This is a genomic window from Cellvibrio sp. BR (assembly GCF_000263355.1).
Taxonomy (GTDB): domain Bacteria; phylum Pseudomonadota; class Gammaproteobacteria; order Pseudomonadales; family Cellvibrionaceae; genus Cellvibrio.
Window position 1 is genome coordinate 154126 of the sequence record NZ_JH668205.1, and the last position, 24344, is coordinate 178469.

20 protein-coding genes are annotated in these 24344 nt (G+C 51.0%); 5 read left to right on the forward strand and 15 right to left on the reverse strand.

All coding sequences use genetic code 11. The features are described from left to right. Positions 1-115: 115 nt before the first annotated feature. From O59_RS17780 to O59_RS17790, 3 genes are all read right to left on the reverse strand, one after another. Positions 116-421, reverse strand: coding sequence for a DUF3144 domain-containing protein (locus O59_RS17780; protein WP_007645148.1), 306 nt, complete (start codon positions 419-421; stop codon positions 116-118). A 90-nt stretch (positions 422-511) separates the two neighbouring features. Then, on the reverse strand, positions 512-3370 hold the full coding sequence (locus O59_RS17785) for an insulinase family protein (RefSeq protein ID WP_007645151.1): 2859 nt from the start codon (positions 3368-3370) through the stop codon (positions 512-514). Positions 3371-3503: 133 nt separating this feature from the next. Further along, a complete protein-coding gene (locus O59_RS17790; protein ID WP_007645153.1) occupies positions 3504-4307 on the reverse strand; it encodes a hypothetical protein in 804 nt (267 codons plus the stop codon). Between the two features lie 237 nt (positions 4308-4544). On the opposite strand from O59_RS17790, the gene O59_RS17795 reads away from it, so the two are divergent. Further along, a complete protein-coding gene (locus O59_RS17795; RefSeq protein WP_007645155.1) occupies positions 4545-5936 on the forward strand; it encodes a diguanylate cyclase domain-containing protein in 1392 nt (463 codons plus the stop codon). Here O59_RS17795 and O59_RS21160 read toward each other — a convergent pair. Next, positions 5933-6724, reverse strand: a complete 792-nt coding sequence (locus tag O59_RS21160) for a GIN domain-containing protein (protein ID WP_050977107.1) — start codon at positions 6722-6724, stop codon at positions 5933-5935. The two genes, O59_RS17795 and O59_RS21160, sit on opposite strands and share 4 nt — an antisense overlap. Before the next feature lie 219 nt (positions 6725-6943). On the opposite strand from O59_RS21160, the gene O59_RS17805 reads away from it, so the two are divergent. Together O59_RS17805 and O59_RS17810 are read left to right on the forward strand one after the other, a co-directional pair. Beyond that, positions 6944-9274, forward strand: a complete 2331-nt coding sequence (locus O59_RS17805) for a Tex family protein (RefSeq protein ID WP_007645160.1) — start codon at positions 6944-6946, stop codon at positions 9272-9274. 113 nt (positions 9275-9387) lie between these two features. Further along, positions 9388-9888 (forward strand): hypothetical protein, encoded by a 501-nt coding sequence (locus tag O59_RS17810; protein ID WP_040393328.1) that lies wholly within the window; start codon positions 9388-9390, stop codon positions 9886-9888. Between the two features lie 122 nt (positions 9889-10010). Here O59_RS17810 and O59_RS17815 read toward each other — a convergent pair whose 3' ends face one another. The 4 genes from O59_RS17815 to O59_RS17830 all read right to left on the reverse strand — a co-directional run bounded on the left by O59_RS17815 (position 10011) and on the right by O59_RS17830 (position 12946). Then, entirely contained in the window at positions 10011-11099 is a 1089-nt protein-coding gene (locus tag O59_RS17815; protein ID WP_007645162.1) for an outer membrane beta-barrel protein, read from the reverse strand. A gap of 102 nt (positions 11100-11201) precedes the next feature. Continuing rightward, positions 11202-11966: a sulfite exporter TauE/SafE family protein gene (locus O59_RS17820; protein ID WP_007645163.1), complete on the reverse strand. Its 765-nt coding sequence runs from the start codon at positions 11964-11966 to the stop codon at positions 11202-11204. 79 nt (positions 11967-12045) lie between these two features. Beyond that, complete coding sequence (locus O59_RS17825) at positions 12046-12567, reverse strand: hypothetical protein (RefSeq protein ID WP_081489735.1); 522 nt, start codon at positions 12565-12567, stop codon at positions 12046-12048. Between the two features lie 73 nt (positions 12568-12640). Next, positions 12641-12946, reverse strand: coding sequence for a hypothetical protein (locus O59_RS17830; RefSeq protein ID WP_040393329.1), 306 nt, complete (start codon positions 12944-12946; stop codon positions 12641-12643). A 258-nt stretch (positions 12947-13204) separates the two neighbouring features. Here O59_RS17830 and O59_RS17835 point away from each other — a divergent pair, with 258 nt between their 5' ends. Further along, positions 13205-13639 carry a nuclear transport factor 2 family protein gene (locus tag O59_RS17835; RefSeq protein WP_007645166.1) on the forward strand — a complete coding sequence of 145 codons (435 nt, stop codon included), beginning with the start codon at positions 13205-13207 and terminating at the stop codon, positions 13637-13639. Positions 13640-13651: 12 nt separating this feature from the next. Then, positions 13652-14212 (forward strand): glutathione S-transferase family protein, encoded by a 561-nt coding sequence (locus O59_RS17840; RefSeq protein WP_007645167.1) that lies wholly within the window; start codon positions 13652-13654, stop codon positions 14210-14212. Positions 14213-14377: 165 nt separating this feature from the next. Here O59_RS17840 and O59_RS17845 read toward each other — a convergent pair whose 3' ends face one another. From O59_RS17845 to O59_RS17875, 7 genes are all read right to left on the reverse strand, one after another. Continuing rightward, the gene (locus O59_RS17845) at positions 14378-17959 is read right to left on the reverse strand and encodes a hypothetical protein (RefSeq protein ID WP_007645169.1); all 3582 of its coding nucleotides are present in this window, start codon (positions 17957-17959) and stop codon (positions 14378-14380) included. 131 nt (positions 17960-18090) lie between these two features. Next, complete coding sequence (locus O59_RS17850) at positions 18091-19284, reverse strand: ABC transporter permease (protein ID WP_007645171.1); 1194 nt, start codon at positions 19282-19284, stop codon at positions 18091-18093. Then, positions 19277-20074 carry an ATP-binding cassette domain-containing protein gene (locus O59_RS17855; RefSeq protein WP_007645173.1) on the reverse strand — a complete coding sequence of 266 codons (798 nt, stop codon included), beginning with the start codon at positions 20072-20074 and terminating at the stop codon, positions 19277-19279. Before O59_RS17855 ends, O59_RS17850 begins: the two co-directional genes overlap by 8 nt. Next, positions 20071-21684: an alpha/beta hydrolase gene (locus O59_RS17860; protein WP_157152630.1), complete on the reverse strand. Its 1614-nt coding sequence runs from the start codon at positions 21682-21684 to the stop codon at positions 20071-20073. The genes O59_RS17855 and O59_RS17860 overlap by 4 nt, the downstream gene beginning before the upstream one ends. Positions 21685-21715: 31 nt before the next feature. Beyond that, entirely contained in the window at positions 21716-22090 is a 375-nt protein-coding gene (locus O59_RS17865) for a GntR family transcriptional regulator (RefSeq protein WP_007645177.1), read from the reverse strand. Then, complete coding sequence (locus O59_RS17870; RefSeq protein WP_007645179.1) at positions 22090-23463, reverse strand: hypothetical protein; 1374 nt, start codon at positions 23461-23463, stop codon at positions 22090-22092. The genes O59_RS17865 and O59_RS17870 overlap by 1 nt, the downstream gene beginning before the upstream one ends. After that, positions 23460-24335, reverse strand: a complete 876-nt coding sequence (locus O59_RS17875) for an ABC transporter ATP-binding protein (protein WP_007645181.1) — start codon at positions 24333-24335, stop codon at positions 23460-23462. The genes O59_RS17870 and O59_RS17875 overlap by 4 nt, the downstream gene beginning before the upstream one ends. Positions 24336-24344: the final 9 nt, after the last annotated feature.

Here is a 24344-nt window from a genome sequence, read left to right on the forward strand (position 1 = left end):
ACCCTGAATCGCGCAAACGGACTACGGAGCTAAACACACATATAAAAGAGGAAACATGGGGCATAAAAAAAGCAGCCGAAGCTGCTTTGTTGTTTGTGACACCAGCGATTCCCGATCACTCCTCCGGCAATTCCCGCACACCAATCAGCGCGGTGTAATTCTCGCGATAATCTTCCATGTGCTCTTTTAAAAATTCGCGGTAGCGGCCGGTTAGGTAGTTGGTGGTGCCTTCTACGTCTTCGGCAAATTCGTTTTTATCGAGCGAGCTTTGGGCGACGACAAAGGCGTTGAAACGCGCGGTGGCGTTGATGAGTGCGGCGCTGACGATACCGGGGTCGGCGTTGTCGCAGGCGTTGTTGGCGTGGTCGATGAATTTCTCCACCAATTCCCAAAAAATATCGTCGTCAGTTTTTGTGCTCATTGTGCTGTCTCACCCGTTAAAAATTACCGCCTATTCTACGGCAGCTGCTTTCAAAATGCCTCTGGCAATCCGCGCCAGAGGCAACTGCGATTATTTCAGTGGTGCAAACGGTTGGTTTTTATAATTGGCACCGCGCGCCTGAATAACAACATTGTGCCCCTGCTTACCCAGCACCAGTTGTTGGTAGATTTTTATCAAATCCGCCTTGGTTACCCGTTGCAGGGCAGCAACCACCCGCTCTTTGCGATCAAAGCTGAACTTGCCCTCTTTGAAATCCTGCAAGTGCTGGGTGGCCTCGGCGCGATAGTCGTTGGGTTTTTGCATGATTTGCGCGATTTCCGCTGCTTTTAATTGCTCCAATTGCGCCGGTTCCAATGCTTGCAGTGTGGCGAGATAATCCTTGCGGAATTTATCCATGCGCGCTTTTAAATCCACCAAACTGGTATTGGTGGTTTGCACGTACAAACCAAACAGCGGGTAGTCATTCAGCGCGGAACCAGTACTGCCCACCACATAACCCAACTGCTCGTTAGTGCGCAGCTGGGTGAAAATGTCGGTGCTGAACAAACCGTTAAGCAGCATCAACTGCGCTTGCTGGGTGAGATTTTTTTGCGTGCCCAGGTAAATATCTACCAGTGCGTTATCGGTTGGATCTATATCCAGATTATCGCTTATCAAACCACCGGTTTTGGGGGTAATGCTCTGCGCAAAATAACGCTGTGCCGGTGCTTTGTTGCTACCCAATGTTTGCGCAGCTGCCGTGGCGAGCGCAGTGATGCTGCCATCGGTAAAGTTACCGGCGGCATAGACGCGCAACAAGTGATTCGCGAGCACGGCTTTATGGTGTGCTTGCACCTGTGCGAGGGTGATTTTTTCGGCAGCGGCGATAACCTCTGCATCATCCCAATTGCCTTTGGCGCGGGTTAACAAACCGAAGCGATTAAACGCCTGGCGAATCGGGATTTCTTTTTTGTTGTTGGCGATGGTTTTTACAAACCGGTCTTTGGCTTTAGCCAGATCTTCATCGCTCACAGTTAGCGCCACATAATCCTGCAGCAGGGTTTGCACCAAGCCCGCTTGTTTTTCGGTGTATCCATAAATACTAAACGCCTGGCCTTTTTCCGCCGTTAAATCCAAACCGATGGAAATGCCCGCGCGCCCGGCGCGATCCACCAGCGAGGTCTGGTGCATTTTATAAATGTCGGCCAATAAATTGGCAGCGACGAGTTGTTCAATCCCGTTGTAGGCAAAATCGATATTCAGGTTTAACTCCAAAAAACCTTTATCTTCCTGAAAATGTTGCGTGTGCACCAACCACGCCTCTACGCCTTGCTGCTCAACCAGTTTTTGCGGTTTGCTATGGGTTGCTGCCACAATCGGTGCGGGCTTGTCGGTAAACAAATCATTTTCCGGCGGCAATTGAAATTGCATTTTTTTGCCGCTGTTGGCCCAGGCTTTTAATTCCGCCGCGCTGAATTTTTTCACCGCATAACTACCTTCGTAGTAGGGCACTGGCTGATCCGTCACTTCATTATTGCTCACATGCCAAATACGCGCGCGCGCCGGGGTCAATTGTTTGAGAACGGTTTTAATCGCTTTGGCATCAAAGCGCTCGTACACAAAATCGGAATTGAGCAGGTTCGCAACCGGGTAATCGAATTGCTTGTAGGAAAGTTCAGTCGCCTGCTGCAACGGTTGTTGTTTTTCCGCATTGGCAAAATCTTTTTCCCACATGGCTTTGATTTCACGGTAGTAGCGTTCATCGACACCTTTCGCTTTCATCAATTCAATGTAGGCAAAAATGGAGCTGATGATGTGATCTTTATTGCGCAAGCCTTTTTCGGTGAGATCGACATATACCGAGAAAGTACCGTCCATGCCGTACTCATCGGGCGATACACTTGCACTCACCGAATTCGCCAAACCCTCGCGGCGCAATTGTTCACCGAGTGTGCCCGGCTCTTCGGATGAAATCAGGTAGTGCAAATAACCGTTGGGTTTTACTGGCCACAAACTGCTGTTATCCGCGATGGGAAACTCGATAAATAATTGTTTGAGATCCTTCAGGGTTTTTACGTGAATATGCTGCCCTTCTTCTGCACGGGTTAACCCCGGCACGGTGACTTGTGGACGTTCAATATTTTTATTGGGAATGGAGGAAAAATGTTTTTCCGCGAGTGCTTTTAATTCCGCCTGCGATTGATTGCCCACTATAGTGAGCTTCATGTTGTTGGCGGAATAATAGCGGTTGTAAAACGCGCGCAATTCGTCTTGCAAGAGTGAGCCGGGTTTATCCGACAGGGTTTCCAAATTGCCGGTGGTGAAACGGTGCGCGGGGTGCGACGGACTGGAGGTGAGGCCGCTAATGCGATACATAATCCAGTTGTCGTTAGTGCGCCCCATGGACCACTCACTATTTACCGCGTTGCGCTCTTTATCGCTGTACTGCGGCTCAAAGGTTGGCGCACGGAAATAATCGCTAAAAAAATCCAGCGCTTTATCCAACTGATCAGCCTTTAACTGGAAAAAATAATTGGTATGGTCGCGCGCGGTGTAAGCGTTCCACACCCCGGCATTGCCATCCACGAATTTTTGAAAACTGTTGGGTTCGGGGTATTTTTCGGTGCCGAGAAATAACATGTGCTCAAGGTAGTGCGACAGGCCCAGTTGTGAATCCGGGTCCTGATAACTGCCCACCCCCACCGCCAGCGATACTGCCGCCACTTCGCTGGCCGGGTCAGTTACCAATACCGCCTGCAAACCATTGGCGAGCATGACTGCTGAATACTGGCGATCGTCATTGGGGCTTTTAATGATGGTGGTATTTTCAACAGACTGTGCCTGCGCAGGAACTTGCCCCGCCGACGAGCCAGTGGACTCGCAGCCCACCAACGACACAGTACCCAGCAGCAATAAACAGGCTGCCACCGCAGAATAGCGCTTTAACATAGCGTAGATCCCTTTAGAGTTAGAATTAAACCTGTCAGTAAACCCTTGTACTACTGCATTACAAAATACCGCCACAGCCTAACAGAATTTATCCCGCCTCGCGGGCACCGGTTTATGACGCCAGCACTATCAATTAGTTTCCCCCCTCATCGGCCACCGATACCAGACTGATAAAGTGCCGCTCACTCTGCATGGTGGCACCTTCGCTTTCATCCTTCACTTCGCGCCGACGGGTGATCAAGCGATCACCGACTTGCTGGTATTCCATCTGCACCGCATTTTTGAATTTGAAACCAATCACGATAAATACCCGCCCAGTGCCCGACTCTTGCAGCTCACTCGCCAGCGGCACACCCTGTTCATCAATCCACAGCAGCAGGCGGTTGCGGTATTTTTTGACGTACTTGCGATAGCGTTTGTCGATTTTCTCTTTGGGCAGACTAAAGCGTAACAAGCGCGCGGGTTTGCCTTCGTAGCTGCTGACGGCCTCATCCAAAAAACGGTAGCGCGCCAACATCAACTCCAACTGATCCACCGGGTACACCAGCTCGCGCCACTCCCAATAATCAAACTGACCAATAGCATTGAGCGCGGAGTTTTTTACATCCTCATCAATTGTTTTAGCCATCTCCTCATCGCGCAGCTGGGCGATCAGCGCCGGGGCGTAGGCCATGCGCAACCCCGCAGCGGAATCCTCCAACCGCAGTTGTAATAAACCCTCGCGCTCCTGCAGGTCTTTGTCCTCGCCACTGCGGCCAAACAATTTGAATTGCACATCCAGCGCGATGGGTTCACTGCGGCGCAATTGCTGCAGGCTGCGGCGTAGTTCAACCAGCCCCGGCGACTCGGCCTGCAACGCCGGTTGCGCCACTGCAAGCGGCACAGGGCTGAGCAACAGGTTTATCGCCAGTAAAATCCAGAGGGGTTTGAGGGTCATTAATTGTCTCCGTCAATAGCGTCAGGGGTTAGGCATTTGAGGCAGCGGCGAATAGCAGCGGATGCTGAATCACCGTAGATACACGCCAGCAAAAAATACAAATTGGCGCGCCAAATGCCTGTATTACAACTATGCTTATTACTCTGACTAATTACGCCAAACCGGCGCGAAGCGACTATGCTTGAGCCCAGCTGGCGCAGACAAGTATTTCCGTCAAGGAGCAATCAGCCATTATCAATGGCAGCCATTGTTTCGGGTGGCCGCCATTTACAGCGACAACTATTTCAGGAGCAATACCACTCGATCATGCGTTCCCTCAGTTTCCCCGCCTTGGGCAAATATATCGACCTGCTGGTCGATGCGGTTTGTGTGGTGGATAAACACGGCCATTTTTTATATGTCAGCCCCAGTGCCGAGCGCATTTTTGGTTACTCGCAAGCCGAGATGATGGGCATGCAAATGCTGGAGCTGGTTCACCCCGATGACCGGGAGCGCACCATTAATGCGGTGGAAACTATAATCGCCGGGCAACCGGAGCCGCACTTTGAGAATCGCTATCTACGCAAAAATGGCGAGATAGCCCACATCATGTGGTCGGCGCGCTGGTCGGAGGAGAATCAATGCCGGGTGGCGGTGGCGCGTGACATCACCCTGCGTAAACAAGCCGAAGCCGTGCAGCAGGCGGTATTTGCGATCGCTGAAGCCTCCCACAATACCGAGGATCTGGATAGTTTGTACCAGCAGATCCACGGCATTATTGGCGCCCTGTTGCCCGCCGGTAACTTCGCCATTGCACTCTATGATGCGCCGACAGATTGCATTAGTTTTCCCTACTTTATCGATCAGCACCAACCTGTACCGGCCTGCCAATCACTCGCCAGCGACAGCGATTATGCGCAGCTGATCCGCAGTGGCGAGCCATTGCTGCTGGACGCCCTTCAATTGGTCACTTGCCCCATGGGTGCAACACCTCCGGTGCAATCCTGGCTTGGAGTTCCGCTCAAAATACAGGGCCGCACAACCGGTGCATTGGTCATCAAAAGCTACAGCGAAGCGGCAAGCTATAGCGCCAAAACACTGGAGCTGCTGCAGTTTGTGTCCAACCAGGTGGCAGCTGCCATCGATCGCCGCCAGCTTATTGAACGCCTGCAGCAACGCGCCTTGTACGACCGCTTAACCCGCCTGCCCAACCGCGACCTGTTTTATGACCGTTTTAACTCCGCGATGGCCAGAGCGCGGCGCAATAACGGCATGTTGTCGCTGCTGTTTTTGGATTTGGATAAATTCAAAGAGGTGAACGACTCGTTTGGCCACCACACCGGCGACCTACTGCTGGAAGCGGTCGCACGGCGGCTGGAATTGAGTGTGCGCGAATGCGATACCATCGCCCGTTTTGGCGGCGATGAATTTGTTGTGCTGCTGGAAAATATTGATCACCCGGCGCAAAGCGATCTGGTTGCCGACAAGATCTTCCAGCAACTCACACAGCCCTTTGACTTGAATGGTACGCAAATAAGCATTGCGCCAAGCATTGGCCTGGCGCATTTCCCCGAACACGGCGATAACGAAAAAGACCTGCTACATCACGCCGATAACCTGATGTACACACGCAAAAGCCAGCGACGCTAGTCCTTGGCATTGACGTGGCTCGCGCCCGTGGCCTTGGTTTTAGCGTGCGGGTTACCGTAATAGTCCACACTGGATGCACCGCTGGCATCTGCCACCAAGGTCTCAGTCACCGTCGCTTTAATATGCGATGCACCACTGGCATTTAACTCGGCCTGACGGGCGGTAAGCGATTTGCCGCGGAAATTGCTGGCACCGCTGGCGCCCACCATCAGACGCTCACTGTGACTATCCCCTTTGATCTCGACATTGGAGGCACCGGAAATATCGTAGCCCTGCTCCTGGGTGGTAACCGACGCGATGCGCACATTGCCCGCCCCGGACAAATCCATCCTCACCTTGTCCATGGTCAAGCGATCGAAATCGCCATTGGCGGCACCACTGGCTTTGAATTCAAAATCGCGCCCCTGCAAATCTGCCACCCTGGCATGGGCACCACCGGAAATATCCAGTAACTCCAGCTGTTTGACCCCCAGAATGACTTTCACCGGATCATTGCCCTGACCAAACCAACTGAACACACCCCCCTTATCGCTTTTTAACCACACACTGACACGTTTGCCGGTCTGATCCACTTTTACCCGCTGCATTACCTCGGCATCTGCCTCTACCCGCAAGTACTCTTTATCACTTTGGGTGATTTCAATATGGGTATTACCACCGCTCACAAACTCGCTGAAATCTTTCACGGGGTAAACCTTGGCGACCATTTCGGCCAGCGCCAGCGGCGCAGCCAAACACAGTGCGCCCCCCAAGAACCATGCCCCCAGTAAACTGTTGCGAACTAACATAATTTTTCTCCAATAATCTGACAGTGAAACCCGTTTAATCAACATGCGCATAACCACTAAGACGCAACACCAACGCCGCTGGATTCACTGCAGGAAAAAAATATTGGCAGCCCATTTCCCGTTCACAAAGCCTTACCAAAAACAAGTCTGGCACACAGGGGGATTTTGGCGATAATGGTGCCCTTTCCGATTCAAGCCCGCTACACGAGCCTTTATGTTATGACCAGCTTACCGAGTATTGCCAAACGTATTGCCGACGAATTAAACGTTCAGGAACAACAAGTTAGCGCCGCCGTAGGGCTGCTGGATGAAGGTGCGACAGTACCCTTTATCTCCCGCTACCGTAAAGAAGTTACTGGCGGGCTGGACGATACGCAAATGCGCACACTGGAAGAACGCCTTCGCTACCTGCGCGAATTGGAAGAGCGCCGCGCGGCGATCCTCAAATCTATCGCCGAACAAGAGAAGCTCACGCCAGAATTGGAGCGCGAGATCCAGATCGCCGACACCAAAAACCGCCTGGAAGACTTGTACCTGCCCTACAAACCCAAGCGCCGCACCAAAGGTCAAATCGCCAAAGAGGCTGGATTGGAGCCTTTGGCAGACGCCTTGTTGGCCGACCCAACACTCGCGCCCGAAGTGGAAGCCGCTAAATATTTTAATGCCGAGCACAGCATTAATGATGTGAAATCTGCGCTTGACGGTGCCAAGTACATCCTCATGGAAAAATTCAGTGAAGACGCTGAATTGCTTGGTCGTCTGCGCCATTTCCTGCAACAGGAAGCGACTTTCTCTGCACGTGTCGCCACCGGAAAAGAAACGGATACGTCACAAGAAGTGCAAAAATTCCGCGATTATTTTGAACACGACGAACCGCTTAAATCGGTGCCATCACATCGTGCATTGGCCATGTTCCGCGGCCGCAACGAAGGCGTGCTCACCATCAGCATCAAAGTGGGCGATGAAGAAGCACGCGTTGGCCACCCCTGCGAAACCATGATTGCCGACCACTGGCAAGTAAAAGATAAAGGCCGCGCTGCCGATGGCTGGTTGGCAGAAGTCGTACGCTGGACCTGGCGAGTAAAACTGCTCACCCATTTGGAAACAGATTTGCTCGGCGAGCTGCGCGAAAAAGCCGAAGAAGAAGCGATTAAAGTTTTCGCATCCAATTTAAAAGATTTGTTGCTCGCCGCACCTGCCGGACAAAAAGCCACTATCGGCCTCGACCCTGGTATGCGCACCGGCGTAAAAGTCGCGGTGGTTGATGCGACCGGTAAAGTGCTCGACCACTGTGTGATGTACCCGACTCCGCCGCTGAATAAAATCGCCGAATCCGAAGCGATTTTGGTTCACCTGTGCAACAAACATAATGTCGGTTTGATTGCGATTGGTAACGGTACTGCATCGCGCGAGACCGAAAAATTTGCTAAAGATGTATTGAAAAAGCACACCGATATTAAAGCCAGCACGGTGATTGTGAGTGAAGCCGGGGCATCGGTTTACTCTGCCTCTGAATTTGCAGCGAAAGAATTTCCGGATTTGGATGTAACGATTCGCGGTGCAATTTCTATCGCACGCCGTTTGCAAGATCCACTCGCTGAATTGGTAAAAATCGATCCAAAATCCATCGGCGTTGGCCAGTACCAACACGACGTTTCGCAATCGCAACTGGCGCGCTCGCTCGATGCGGTAGTTGAGGACTGTGTGAACGCAGTGGGTGTAGAAGTGAATACCGCATCGGCTGCGCTGCTGGCACGTGTGTCCGGGTTGAACACGACATTGGCGAATAACATCGTTGAATTCCGCAACCAGAACGGTGCGTTTAATTCGCGCGCATCCTTGAAAAAAGTTCCGCGTTTTGGTGAAAAAACCTTTGAACAAGCCGCAGGATTTTTGCGTGTTGCCGGTGGTGACAACCCACTCGACGCCTCTGCGGTTCACCCTGAATCCTATTCGATTGTTGAAAAAATCGCGCAGAAAAACGCGCGCGAAATTAAAGGGCTGATTGGTGATTCATCCTTCCTGCGCGGCTTAAAAGCCGCAGATTATACCGACGAAAAATTCGGTGTTCCTACCGTTACCGATATCATCAAAGAATTGGATAAACCCGGCCGCGACCCGCGCCCTGAATTTAAAACCGCGCAATTCCAGGAAGGTGTAGAAGAAATTACTGACTTGGTTCCAGGAATGATTCTGGAAGGCACAGTTACTAACGTGACCAACTTCGGTGCCTTTGTGGATATTGGTGTGCATCAGGATGGTTTGGTACATATCTCCGCGCTCTCGCACAATTTTATTAAAGATCCACGCGAAGCGGTGAAAGCCGGTGATATTGTCAAAGCGAAAGTGATGGAAGTGGATGTACCGCGCAAACGTATCGCCCTGTCATTGCGTTTGGATGATACACCTGGTGAAAAGGTGGAAGGTAAGCGCGGCGGCGAACGACCACAATCCCAAAACCAACAGCGCGCAGCGCAGAAAAACAACCCTGCCCCTGCGGCAATGGGCAGTATGGGTGCGTTGTTACAACAGGCGCTGAAAAAGAAATAGTTTTTTAGCCTGTGCCAATGCCTCCTGTCATTTCATCGCAAATGCAGGAGGCAACAAATTCAGTTACCAAGAATTTTGATCACCCCTCCCTCGATGCACACAAGGAGCATGCAATGGAAATCGGGACAAAAACAATTGCTATAGGCGCGGGCTTATTTTTACTCGGTGTCGGCTCCACCTATTGGTTAATGGCCGACAGCGGAAGCAATTCAACCGCTAAAAAAAGCGCAGCAGCACAACACCAGCCAGCCATGCAAGCAGCACTGACACAGCTCGGTACAGACACCAGTGAAGCTGCTAACAACACGTCAGAAGCCGCGGAAAGCGAAACGCAAAACACAACAACCGAAACCGGCGATACACTCACCCACGAAAGTTTTCTCGCCGCCGCCGAAGCGCGCCGCGAACAGCAGCTTGCCGATAAAGCCGAAGCTGAACGCCTGACTAAATTGCGTCAACTCAAAGCCGATAGTGTTGACTGCAAGTTCTGGCGGCAACAACAGCAAACCTCGAGCACAGCGGCAAAAATTGAAGAGAAAATTAAAACCCACTGTATGCTTGCACGTGACTTGGCAAGCAGTGCCAGTAGTAGCGCAGAGGCGGTTATACCCTAAGTGAAAGTTATCGTTACAAAATGCGAGGAAGCGTAAAAGAAGGGAGTCTTGATTTCAGGTTTTACGTGGAAATGGGATAAAAATAAACGAGAGATTCCTTTCTCTCGATCTGAACTTAAAAATCAGAAGCGATAATTTACATTCGCCGCCAACGCATTCAAATCACTCGAATAGCCATCGTCTTCATCACTTGCCAACAAACGATACTCAAGACCAACACTAAACTGCTCACCAATCAGCAGATTAACACCCGCGCCATAAGAAAAGCTTGAGATTGTATCGCTCTCTTTATCTACCTCACCCGTTTCTTCATCGGGTTCATCTTCAAACTTCGTATTGACCGATGTATAACCAAGCAAACCATAAAGCTGCACTTTGGATAGTTCAATGCTGGGGCGATAATATAACGATGCGTAAGTGAAGCTCAGCAGCTCATCCTTATCACTCACACCAAAACGCGTTTCAACGGTAGCCAGCGAGTTATAACGATAACCGCCAATCAACTCTACCGCATTCCACTTCAGATCCGGCGCGCCGTCTTCGGCATCTTCATCGTCAAATTCTTCGTCGAGTTCATCATCAAACTCATCTTCTTCATAGACCTCATCTTCACTCAGCTCGATTTGAGCCACACCGAGACCCGCATAAAAACCGGCATCCACCGCAGGAGAGAAAGAAGCCTGACCTGCACTAGCGCCGCTACCAAAACCAGAGAAGCGATAATCCATATTGACTGCAAATGCACCCATATTCACGTCGGCATCGCTATCATCCACCAACATGCGGTATTCAAGGTTGAGGTTCAAATTGTGCCCGACGGGAAAACCAACACCCGCCCCATAGGAAATACCAGAGAGCGACAAATCATCACCAGCATTCCCCTCAATGCTTGCACCCGCAAATCCCAGCAGCAAATACGTTTTTGCGGTGTCATTTGCACTTTCCGTGCGATAGTAAACCCCACCGTAAAGCAGTTCCGGTGAACCACCAAAACCGATACGCGATTCAACACCCACAAACGGGCTGTGTTTGTAGCCACCTGCCAATTCAAGCGCTGTCCAATCCGGCTTTTTATCCAGCGCTGCTGGCAGCTTGCCCGAGTACTCAATCTGGCTAACACCAACACCTGCATAAAATCCCGCAGGTTCAGTGTTCACTGCCCAACTGGTCATAGGTAAGGTTAATAATCCGGCCGTTAAAATTACGCGCATACTCCATTTTCCTTTTTAATTCAGTTTTCGTTTTTTATTTACCGTCCAAACAATCGCGCGCGAATCATATAGAATCCATCGATAAATACCAGCCCGCCCGCTTTAACCAAAGATTCCCCAAGCACCTTCATAAGTTAATTTCACCCCCGCCAATAACAGGAAGCTGTAGCTCATCCAATAAAAGAAGCGATCAGATACGCGGCGGTGCAAATAAACGCCCAGCAGTACTCCCAAAGGGGCCAGTGGCAATAACAGGAGTGAGGTGTAAAAGGAGCCGCCCGATATTTGCCCAAGCAGCGCGTAGGGAATCAGTTTTACAAAATTAATAATCGCAAAAAATAAAATAGTGGTACCCGCGAGTACCGACTTGGATAAATGTTGTGGCAATAAATAAATGGCGATGGGTGGGCCACCGGCGTGGGCGATGTAGCTGACATAACCGGCAACAGCGCCCCAAAAACTACCACTGATTTTATTCGGCGCGCGCTGCGCCATGCGCTCCAGAAAATGTTTGCCCCATAAATAATGCGCAACAAAATAAATCGATAACAAACCAATTAATAAGCGCACCCAATCTGCATTGGCCATTTCAAAAGTGAGTGCACCGGCAAGCGTCCCCAGCAGTGCACCGGGCAGCAGGATTTTTAAATTGAGTTTGTCCCAGGTGCCACGAAAACTCCACAGTCCCACCGCATCCATAATGCATAAAATGGGCAACAAAATTGCAGCCGCCAAGCGCGGGTCAATTAACAGCGATAAAAGGGGAACCGCGAGCATGCCAAAGCCGCCACCAAAGCCACCTTTCGACATGCCAACTAAAATAACAACGGGAATAGCAAGACAATAAAACAGAGGGTCGGTGATCATGACAGCTGCCGCAAAAAAAGCGGCAGCATGAACCTATTGGATAAATTTATCCAGAGCCCCACCGGGGCTGGATAAAAGGTTACTCAAGCGTTACAGGATAATAATCGTATTCGCAGTAACCTGAGTTTCTGTCGCACACTTCTAACAATAAAAACACTCGTTGTGGCAGCTGGCTAATCAGCGGATAAATATCCACCTCGCGCGGTGAGTTGTCACAAGACATAAAAAAGTCATTGGTATATTCACAGATCCAGTTGCCACCTTGATCGCACACACGACCGGCGCCGCATACCTGGGAGTTAATCAAGATACTTCCGGCGATAGAAGCGCGGTCATTAATACGCAAACTCACGGTGTAATCTTCCAGGCTGTCCACCGCCCAGAACACTTCGTACAAACCATCGTAAAAATAAGGACTGAGCGCCAAGGGCGGGTGATTGGGAATTGCGGTGTCGGTGTCGTAACTGTCGATGATATCGAAGGCGCGCAGTTCTGGCCGATAGTCCTCACCCGGATCGGAGGCAGCACTGCCACTGCCGCCACAGGCGACCAGCACAGAAGACAAGATGACAAGTGCAAAGGAAGCGAGAATCTTGGACATAGCAGCAACTCCGTTGGTTTATGGAATCGATGCTAGGCGCGATGCACTGAATCGCGCCTGAATAATTTCACTGCTAATGACGCAAATGGATCTGCGGTTTTAAATTCACCGAGCCATCCTCTTCCAACACCGCATGTTGGGTGGATTCACCATTAGCGACCACGACTAATGGCGGCATAAACATAGGGCGGCGCACAAACCAGAGGTTCCAGCCAAAACTTTCCAGACTGTGTAGCGCCAGCATCTGCGATTCATTGAGAAAACTACTCAAATTAATCGGCACAGCCTTGTTCACACCGCGCCGGTCATCCACCAGATGCTGCAAACGCTCGGCAAGGCTGGGTTTATTAGGGTTTTTAGCTGTTCTGAGCTCCGACATAAAAAACTCCCTTCTGCGATGATGAAAACCGGTTGCCACTCGCATCAATACGCGATGCATGTCTCAACAGTGTCGTGATAAACATCATGCTTGTCAAAAACCCGATTGGAATATCAGCACATCTTGAAAGGCTGGATTCACATAACCTTTGCCCTTCTTTAACGCACAAATCCGCGCCCAGCCGCTACAATCCGGTAATCGGCAGCCACCCCACGGGCAATAACACTATTAACCGCCCACCATGACCGGAGAACGACCATGAAATCATTAGTATTAGGCCTTCTGTGCGCGAGCCTTGCCTGCACCAGTTTTGCAAACAACGACCAACAGCAGTTGGAAGAAAAAGTCTCCGCCCTGCGCAGCGCCATGATTGAAGGCGACAGAAAAGCGTTGCTCGCACTCTCCGCACCGCAATTAAGTTACGGCCACTCCAGTGGCACCATGGAAGACCAGGCCGCGTTTGTGGAAAAAATTGCCAGTGGCAAATCCGATTTTGTGACGATGGATTTGCGCGAACAGACCATCACCATTAGCGGCGACACGGCACTGGTGCGGCACAATTTGAAAGCCGACATAAAAGATGGCGGTGTACCCAATACGATTGAACTGGGCATTTTGTTGGTGTGGCAAAAACAAGCGGGCGACTGGAAGTTACTCGCACGTCAGGCATTTAAATTTCCGCCCAAAAACTAAGCAGAGGTATTCATGAAACTTTACGGTAGCTACACCTCCCCCTTTGTGCGCCACGTGCGCATAGTGTTATTGGAAACGCAGCAGGCGTTTGAATTTATTGAGACCGATCAGGCAGGCAGCACCGCCAAGTCGCCCACCCAACGCGTACCGTTTCTGGAAGATGGCAATATTTTTTTAACCGACTCCGCTTCCATCACCAAATACCTGCGCGAAAAAGCCGGGCAGGAATTTTGCAAAACCGCGCAGGAGTTGGATGTGCTGTGTCTGGTAAGCACACTGATGGATGCAACAGTGAATTTGTTTTTCATCAAACGCGATGGTGTGGACATCAGCGCCGTGCCCTACTTGCAACGCCAGGCCGCGCGCATCCAGTCAACGCTTGCGGAATTGAACCAGATGTCCTGGCCGACAAGCACACCTTATAACGATGCCCAAATCCGCCTTGCCTGTTTTATCGGCTGGGCAAAATTCCGCAACCAAATTGATTTTTCTATTTATGAAAATTTGGAAAAATTTTACGCGGGCGCGCTGAACTATGGGCATTTTATTGCGACACAACCACCGCAAGGTTAACCAGCGAGATCAATAGACTCACTGCCGCAGCCACCTGGATACGATTGCTATCGGTAGTACCGCACGCTAGCAATGATGCCAGGAAAGAGCGGCTAACGAAAAAAGGCGCCGGGGCGCCTTTTTTCGTATTGGACACAACAAACCATGCTGACTGGATCATCGCCGCTAGGCCGAGTAGCCCCGGATCAGCAGTCGGCGAACCTCCCGGCTTTGCGCGGAAACTGAAATCACGGTCACTACATAACGCTCCCGCCACGCACTCTGCGCCAAACCGTGAATCGCCATTTCGCGACTGAAAAAACGCAGATGTACGCCGCCATAAGTCTCCAAGGTAAAGCCCTCAAAGTCACCGAAGTGATCGAACAGCAGACCACTGACCTTACCTGACCAAATGCCGGGTTTGGCATCTGCCGGTGCAGGGAGCCCTTGAGTACCTGCCAGCCAATCGTCCACCGCAGGTTCAAAGTAGCCATCCGCTGTGTCGCCTGCCGCACCGCCTTGACCAGGGTTTGCGCCACCGTCTGCAGGGTCATCATCCTTCACTCCCAACTGCGGGATAATGCCATCCGGTGTTGCCGGTAGCGCAAAAGGGTCGCCGCCCAAGGCGCGCACTTTGTCAGTGAGTAACTCGACATAGCGCATAAAGGTTGCATACCAACGGCTTTTGCGGCTCAGCTTCGCGGCGCGCCAGGTCATAACCGACAATAGGCGCAGATGATGCAACAGCATGTCATCTTTCACCGATACCGGAATCCCCAGCTGGAAAGCACCGAGGGTTTCGCGCCACATACGCGCTTCGCGCCGCGCTGCTTCCATCGCCTTGGGATCGGGGTGCTCAATAAGTACGGCGTGGTCGCCTTGCGCATCCAGTACTGACAGGTCAGTCACCAAACTAAGGTTGTTACCCAAGTCGAATACCCCACCCTTTTGTGCCAGTAGATCGCGGGTTTTGGTGCGGGTATCGCCGCTGCTTTTAAGCAACCCAGCAATCAGCTTTTCTGCCTCCTTCCGCGAAATCTCCCGCATTTTGGGTGACGGGAATTTTACGTTGCGCCCGCGATTGGTAATTTGCCGCACCGCCACATCAAAGCGCTGACCCTTTTTGATTCCCAAGGGCAGCTCCACACTGATCACTCCGGTTTGGCGTTTAAGGCTGCGCGGCAATGGAATATAACAGCTGCCGCCCGCCGGTAACTGGATAGTACGATCATCCAGCGCGCGAATGTTATGCAGCGGATAGTAGCGATCCGCCAGCATCACCACCTCCTGCGCGCGCCAGCCGGGAATTTCGATATTCACGTAGGTGCCATCCGGCAGGTTGCGCGACCATTCCAGCAACAGCTCATCTGGCAACAGTGAATCGCTAATGGGCTGTGGCCTTGCCTCTATCTCAAAGGTGTGAACAGCGAGGCGCGAGGCAGCCAAGCCGGGGTTGGCGACTTCACTTAACGCTATATTGCGCTGCGACAACTTGTCGGAGGTGCTGGGGTTGGCACCATTGGGGATGGGTGTTCCAGCAAATTCGATTTGCGCCACCAGACATTGGTGTTCACCCATCAACAGATCGGGCAGTGGCTCCGCAGTGCCACCGGCCGGTGTGGGTGGCAGGTAATTCCCGCTGAGGTTGGTATCCAGCAGCGCACCAAAAAACTTATTACTTTCGCTGGTGCTGATGTCTTTCACATTGTTGCCATCCACTTGAGTGGCTGGCGTTGCGGCACGCCCTTCAGCAAAACAGGGAAATGACAACCATTCACCGCCGGCCTGGCCCGGCAAAGCAATCGGGTTAGCACCTGCGGTTTTCAGGTAGCCTTCCAAAGGGGCGCCCATCGCCTCGCGGTAGGTGAGTGCGGCAGTGGTTTGCGACGTGAAGATACGGAAAAACAAGCGCACATCATTCGCCGCTAGCATGGTGCCATTCCGTCTCACCCGCGCGATGGCAAAGTTGTACACATTGCGGCCACTGGTAGTGGTAGGAAAAGGGCTCAGTGCAGACGCCGACTGGTTGCCAGTAAGTGCCTCAAACTGGGCAGGTGTGATGCTGCCGCTAAGGGTATTAATGAACTGCAGCGCCTGGGCACGGGTAGCGCCATTCGGCAGGCTGACGCCGTGCACCGACTCGCCCGCAACCACGCGAAACACCTTCAAGTCGGAACTTAGCCAGGAAGTAGTATTGCCACCCTCCAGATCGAGCATAAAGGGGTTGGCCGATTTCACCAGCTGAATCCAGGCGGTATCGGACAATGCTCCCTCAGTGCTGTTCAGGGCGGCATTCACTTCCACTGTTCGATTGGGTTCAGCAAAACCAAAGGCATTGCCGACAAAGCGCACCCGATAAGTGAAGGTAAACCGCTGCAAACGCGCCGCGAGGGTCGGATCATCACTGGCTACCCCGGTGGGGATTACTTCAATCGCCGGCGCTCCCGACAAGCTGATGGCGGGCGCCCAACTAGCCAACTGCGCCGCCGATGGCATGAGGGTAGTGATGCCGCCGCCAGGGAATTGCCCCGGTTTCAATCCATCCACCGTCACCAAAAAGGCACCGGCAAATTCCGGATTGACTGTCACTTCGTCCTGCCCGAAGGTGCTTCGCTCCAGCACTAAACGAATGGCTGGCCTTGGTCGCGCCAGCCAGCGGGTGATATTAATAAAGACTGTCTTAATATCGTCAAAGGTCGATTCAGCTCCCGGATGGGCGAAGCCGTGACCCTTGGCCGCATCGGCACCCGCACGCGTTTGCGGTAAGCCGGGGGTGATGCCGGAATCACCGGTAAGGTTGATGTCCACGTAATGGTGAAACGTCGCCCCGGTTACTACCCGACCAACACCTGCGCGACGGCCGTCATAGACACTGAGTGTGTTCACTGTTTTGCTGGAGGCAATTGCCAAATCAGCATTGCCACCCGTAGCAAAGCGCGAAGCATTTTCCAGCACCTGCCCGGTAGCGATGACCTCGGGCTTGGGGTGTTCGCCAGCCAGTGCGGGAAACTCCACAAAGTTCTGGCCATCGAGCATCAGGGTTTGGTTGTAGTTATAACCGGGCACCTCTCCCAGAGTATTACCCTCGTGCATATGATCCGGGTAAAGCACTATATCCCTGTCCCCATTGCGCAGAATGGGGTGCGCGGGCGAGGTGATGGGCGCGATTACCTGAGGCACAGAGTCCGACTGGTTTTCAAACCACACAAAGGGGGCAGAAAATTCGCTGTAGTCACCCGCCGGATTAGGCCGCGTGGTGTCGGCGCGCGCCGCACTAAAAGGTGGGAAATTTTTGGGAAAGTCGTCTGGCATGGGGGAGTGATCGTCGGCGAGGGTCGTGCCATCACCTGCGCCATACCAACAGCGCGCGGCACGCACACGCGGAATGCGGCCACACATATCCGCACCAAGGCTGTCGTGGTCGCCCGTGGCAAATACACCACCACCGGCATCCATAAAGCGAGTAATTGCCGCCAGCTCTGCCTCACTCAAATCAAAACTACCGCTGGCACCAAAGGAGAGGTTGCGCCCGCGCAAACCAATCAGCCAGATAACATCATATTGCAACAGGTTGGCGCCCGGCGCCGCAAAATCGAAGGACTGCAGTACACCGGGTGTCGCATCCGATTCCCGATGCGCGCGGGTAACCTGGAATCCGGCGCTGGTCAGCGTATTCACCAGTGTGGTGTAGGTGAAATCCGGTGCGCCCGTAGGGTCAAAGTCAAAGCGATATCCACTTTCGAGAACAATCAAAACCTTGCTAGTCATGATGAACCTCCTTGATAGGTAGAAAAATATCTACACTATTCAGCATCCTCCCTGTGACTGGATTGCTCTATGACTTTTCACACAAGACCCCGGTGATTTTTTTCCATTTACCCCGTGATACCGCAGGGCATTTACACCCCATACACAATTTTCGGTTTACGCAATTGCTGCGCAGTAAAACGCAAAAATATTGCCGCTAATACCACCGCCACTAACCATGCCTGGGCAAATGCGAGCAGTGGTACATCGCCACCCAGCAATAAATCTTTCACCACTAATTGCTGCGCTAATACCGGCACCCAGCGAAACCAATCGGCATAGGCGCTGGGGTTAAGGAGCGTGTAAAACAGTGGCACCATGGGGATAAAAATCATTAGCCCCATGTAGGTTTGTGCATCTTTAAAACTGCGCGCAAACATGGAAATTAAAAACTGTAGTGCCGTCGCAACTATCGCCAGCGACATTAACGCCACCAGCACTACCAATAAATCCAGCGGCGTAACATGTACCCGTAAACCCAACTCTTTAAATGGCACATATGCAAAAGCGATAGCGAGCAGCGATAATTCAACCACCAGCACCAAAAAGGTTAATGACAAACTGTTCAACCATTTCCCCAGCAACAAAGCGCCAGAGGGTGCAGGTGTAATTAACAGCGATTCTAATGAACGCCGCTCGCGTTCGCCCGCGGTCATGTCTGCACTGAAACCCACGGTTGCCATAAATACCGTAAGAATTAACAACATGGGCAAACTGGCCATCACAAAAAATCCCATTTTTTGATCGCTTGCCACATTTAAATCGCGCACCATTACCGGGTTGACGATGGCCGGCGATATGCCGCGCGACAACAAACGTAAACTGCCAACACGCGCGTTCCAACTCCAAATTTGTTGCCGCACAAAATGAATTGCGCCCTGCAATTTATTATTGGTGGCATCAAACACCAGCGCTAATTCAATCGATTCTCCGGTGGCGAATTTTTCGCGCGCATCTTCCGGTACAATTAAGGCGTAACCCAACTGCCCGCTTTGCACTTGCTGATAGGCTTGTTCATCCACCGCCTGCACCTGAATACCGCGCTCCTGTAACCAATCCACCAAGGCAGGCAACTGCTCGGCGCCAACAACCGATAGTTTAATCGGTTCACTGGTAGTCGCGCGCGATTGCTGGCTCATATGAATAATAAATAAGGACGAAGCAACAAATACCGCAACAAAATAAACCGGCATTAAAAATGCCATGCGTAAACTTTTTTTATCGCGCAGGGCATCACGCCATTCTTTGCGCCACACAATTAACAAGGTTTGCAGAAATTTATTCATAAATAGATTCCTTGTTGGCCGCCTGCACCAAATTGACAAAGGCGTCTTCCAAATTGGTGGCCTGCCCTATTTCCATAATTGTCTCAAGATTGCCATCGGCCAGAATGCGCCCGTGATGAATCACCAAAATGCGATCACACAGGCCACTGACTTCGTGCATCAAATGGCTGGAAAAAATCACGCAGCGGTTTTGCGCTTTTAATTCGTGCAATAAACGGCGCACCGAGCGCGTGGTAATTACATCCAGCCCGTTGGTGGGTTCGTCTAATAAAATATGTTGCGGTTGATGCACTATGGCGCGCGCCAGAGCCGTTTTCATCCGTTCACCGAGCGAGAAACCTTCGGCGCGACGATCGGCAATTGCCTCCATGCCCAACCAGTTAATTAATTGATTAATGGATTCTTCCAGCTGCATGCCGGTTAAACCTTGCAGCTCGCCAAAGTAGCGAATATTTTCACGCGCACTTAACCGCTTGTACAAACCTGTGTCATCCGGCAGTACCCCCAATTGTTGCCGCGCGGCATTGGCTGCGACACTGAGCTGATGTTCGCTCACCCACACATCGCCCGCTGTCGGCTGCAACAAGCCATAAATTAAACGCATCAGGGTAGATTTACCCGCACCATTTAACCCTAACAAACCGGTTATTTCGCCGTCCTTCAGAGTAAAGCTCACATCATTTAATGCGGTAATGACACTTGCCTCAGGCAGCTTTTTGGTTACAGGCAAGGCGCTATTTTTTTGTTTTTTTGGATGAAAAACTTTGCTTAAGTGTTCAACGCGAATCATGGTTGCGCTCCTTCCATTACTGTTGCGCTGGATGATGCCTGTGCTGAACTCGAAGAAATATTTTTCGCACTGGATGAGACCTTGACCGAACTCGATGAAACACTGGCAGTTTGGTTGGCGCCCAACACTAACGGCAAGGTTTTAATTTGCGCAACACAATCTCTATTCACGCCCTCCATACTCGCCCGCTCAATAAATTGCGCAATAATTTGTGGCATACAACCCTCGGTGGATACACCGTGATTACCACCCTCCGCCACCAAGGCGGTCGCATTGGGCAAAGTATTCGCAACAGAGTTAGCCCAGACTTGTGGCGTGACCGGATCATATTTTCCTGACAGTAATAACGCTGGGACTGTGCTGCGAATGGGTTCCCAATAGTCCGCCGGTAATTCGGCAGCAGGCCACATAGCACAAATAGCGGCTTTATCCTCAATGGGATTAAAACCAAAAAAAGGCGGCGTGGTGGCTCTATCACTCGCCGAAATAAGCGGCCAGTCTTCATTGCAAATCACACTGAAATGCATCGCCTCGGCGATATTCATTTTGTAAGCCTGATCACTGGCGAGAGAAAGTAATGCAGCCAATAGCTGATAATTTTCTTGCTCGGCATGGCTAATCATTTCCGGCAACAGTACGGTCATGTCGCGGGTGTAAAGCGCCATAAACATCAACAGCGAAAATGCGCGCGGCGTTAACCGCTGGGTCGCTTCCTGTTGATGACGCGGATGTCGGTAAGTCACCTGTATTGGTTCACCAGCTTCTTCCGCCGCACGCAAACGCGAATACACAATTTCCGCTTTTTCCAGCGGGTTGCCATACTGCGCAGCGCACTCATCTTGCGCCATACATTCTTTGCTGACGGCGGTCAGCGCCGCGAGCATATCCCGTGCAGAATATTTTCCGAGTGCAATTTCAGTAGGTGCAACACCATCTAAAATAATACTGCGCGTGTTATCGCCAAATTGCCGCGAATATTCGAGCGCAACACGGGTGCCATAAGAGACACCCCACAGATTAATTTTCTGGTAGCCCAAAGCAGTGCGCACCGCATCTATATCTTGTACGGCGTGCCAGGTGGTATAAAACGGCAGGGAACTTTTATATTTATCTACACAGGCGCGCATAATGTCCAACTGTTTTTCCAGCTGGACAGCATCAGGCAGGTTAGCATCCAGCGGCGACATTTTTTCGCAATGCAGAGGGTTGGATTTTCCCGTGCCGCGCTGGTCAATGAAAATTAAATCGCGGTTTTTGCGTATATCCGCAAAAAAACCATGCAGCTGATTCGCCATCTCAATGGATGAACCACCCGGCCCACCCTGAATTAAAAACAGGGGATCAGCTTGCGCCACGGGGCTAATTGCTGGCAACCGCAAAATCGCAATTTTAATTTCTGCACTTTGTGCATCCTGCGGATTTTCTTTAACCCCCAGCTCGCCACACTGGGCACCATAGACCACCGGTGGCTTTCCCGTTTCTTCAAAGCCGGGGCAAGGTTTAAGCAGCGACGCTGCCGTTGATAGTTCATTGGTTTTTTCATCGCATCCCGACACGATGCCGAGCGATAAAAAACACAACACTGTATAAACAGACCAGATTATTTTCATCCGTTGGTTCCTTATGGATACCCAATTAATATTATTTTTCCGCAAGTAATTCACGCAAACTGCTAAGCAGCAACTTATCGGGAATTTCCAATTGCCGCGCCGCCAGTACCAATTGTTCAAGCTGTGGATGCAAATGTGCCAAGCGCTGCTGTTCGTTATGCACCGATTTTTTTTGCGCCGCCACCTGCATGGGTTTACCACGCTGACGCGCCAGCACACCCTCCAGCTCTAACAAACTATAAGCTTTGGAAATCGTCATGGGGTTTACCGCATGCTCCAACGCCACTTCGCGCACCGAGGGCAATTCATCACCCTCTTTTAATTGACCACCCGCCACCATACGCCGAATTTGTTCTGCGAGTTGACGATAAATAGGAATACCGGATTGGGGATTGAGAGTGAACATTAGTTTTTCACCCTGAAAAAGTTAAGCGTACGCCAATGGGTTTTAACCCATTGGCGCCCTAATAAAATCAGCACTAACAAGCCGGCAGAAAATGCCAGATGATCGACATGTTCAGCACTGGGGTTAGGCCCAAACAAGACATTAAAATACACCATCAGGCCAATCAGACCGATGTTTACTATAGGGCTAATCCAATTCAGCCAGAGAAAACTGGCAGCGCTTTTCAGGTAGATAAACAAACCCAGGTAAAACGACAAGCCGCACATCAACAAACCAATCAGCAATAAATAAACGACGTTAAACAGGCTTAACAATTCATCCAATAGATAATGGTTAATCAGGCCAAGCGCAAAGATGACGGGTATCAAGGAAGCAGCCAATAACAGGAAATAACGTGCTTCAATGTAAGTGAGAATTTCTGTTCTGGAAAAGGAGCTATTCATCCACAAGCGATGCAGATTGCGGAAAATGTGCTGGAAGATAACGCTGCCGCGAATGCAGATGAAAATAAACAGGTAAATGCCAACCATAACCCCCGCCACATTTTGCGGGATTTGTTTTATCCAATAAAACATCAACCCAAGCATAAGCAGAAAAAACACCAACTGCCCCAGCTCACGTTTGCACCAAGCTTGAATACCATCTGAGGCGTTCACTAACAAACTTCCCGCCAGGGTTTTAGGCACAGAGGAAAATGCAGCAGCCATCGTCTGGGTATTAGTCATTTGCAGCCGCTGCATTTCTGCTGCGGGCAGGGTCATAAAATTCACCAGATATTTTTGTGGCTGCCAACGAAACCACCAGATAAACATTACCGACCATAAACCTATAGTGATGAACCAATAAGTAGTTATGTGTGCGGAAGAAAATAAATTGGTACTTTTTGCGGAGAAGAAGAGCACCCACACAAATAATGGAACGAAACCCTGTGCGGTTTGCATATAAGAGCCAACCACCGCAAAGAGCACAGCAACACCACTCAACCCCATAGTTGCTACAGCTAAGGTAATAGGAAAACTGAACCCTTTTGGATCTAATGTAGTCAGGGCGGCAGATAAGGCCAAGGATGCCAAGCACCAAAATGCCAGCGCCAGGAAAAATAATTTATACCGCAGATCGGCCATATACTGGAATTGTTTGCTGCTTCTAAGTGCGAGCATTTGCCCCGGCACCAACATGCCTACCATCATCAGTAGCAGGAGGCTAAATGCTGTGCCTATATACAAGACTAGCGAGTGACCAAAAAAACGTAGTATCGCACCGGACATTAACACCGTGAATGTAAATACAGCTAACCATTTTACATAGCGCGCCGGCAACAACATCACCAGAATCAAGCGCCAATATTGATTGAGTGTTGCCTGGATATTCATGGATTCATCTCCAAAAAAATATCTTCCAGGCCTAAAAACTCTACCCTCACCTGCGCTGAAAATTCCTGTGCAAGTTGCTGCTCCATATGGGGTTGCCAGCGTTCAATCGTGAGCTGAGTTTGATTGCCGCTATTTTTTTGTTTGATTACATCCGGCCAGCTAATGTTGTGGGTAACTGGATGATCAAAGGTTAAAGTGACGCGCACAAAACTTTCTTTAAGTTCATCCAAGCCCCCCTGATAAACCAAATCGCCATCGCGCAGCATCCACACCTGATTGGCAACTCGTTCCACGTCGCTCACGATATGGGTAGAAAAAATTACTGCGCGATTTTCATCGGCGGCAATATCCACCAGCTGTTGCAAAAACTGGCGGCGGGCGATGGGATCAAGACTGGCAACAGGCTCGTCCAGAATCAATAATTCCGGCTCATGGGCCAGCGCCAGCAGAATGGACAATTTTTGTCGCTGCCCCACCGACATTTTCCCCGTGTGCATATCCATGGGAATTAACCATTCCGCAATTAATTTATCCACCAGCGGTTGGTTCCAGTGGGTGCGGAAACTTTTAAATAATTTCAGGTGATCCCCACCGGTTAAACTGGGCAACAACTCATCCTGTTGCGGTACAAAACCAATACGCTGTTTAGTTTCACCGCCGATTTGTGTGGCATCAAGCTGCCAAAGCCTCGCCTCGCCTGCCGAGGGAAAACCAAAACCCAAAATCGTTTCTAATAACGTGGTTTTACCCGCGCCATTTTTGCCCAAGAGGGCAATGACTTGCCCCGGCAATACCTCGGCATTGATTCCTTTGAGAACGGTGACGCGTGAATATTGGCGTTGCAGATTTTTTAGCGATACACAGGCAGACATAAAAAACTC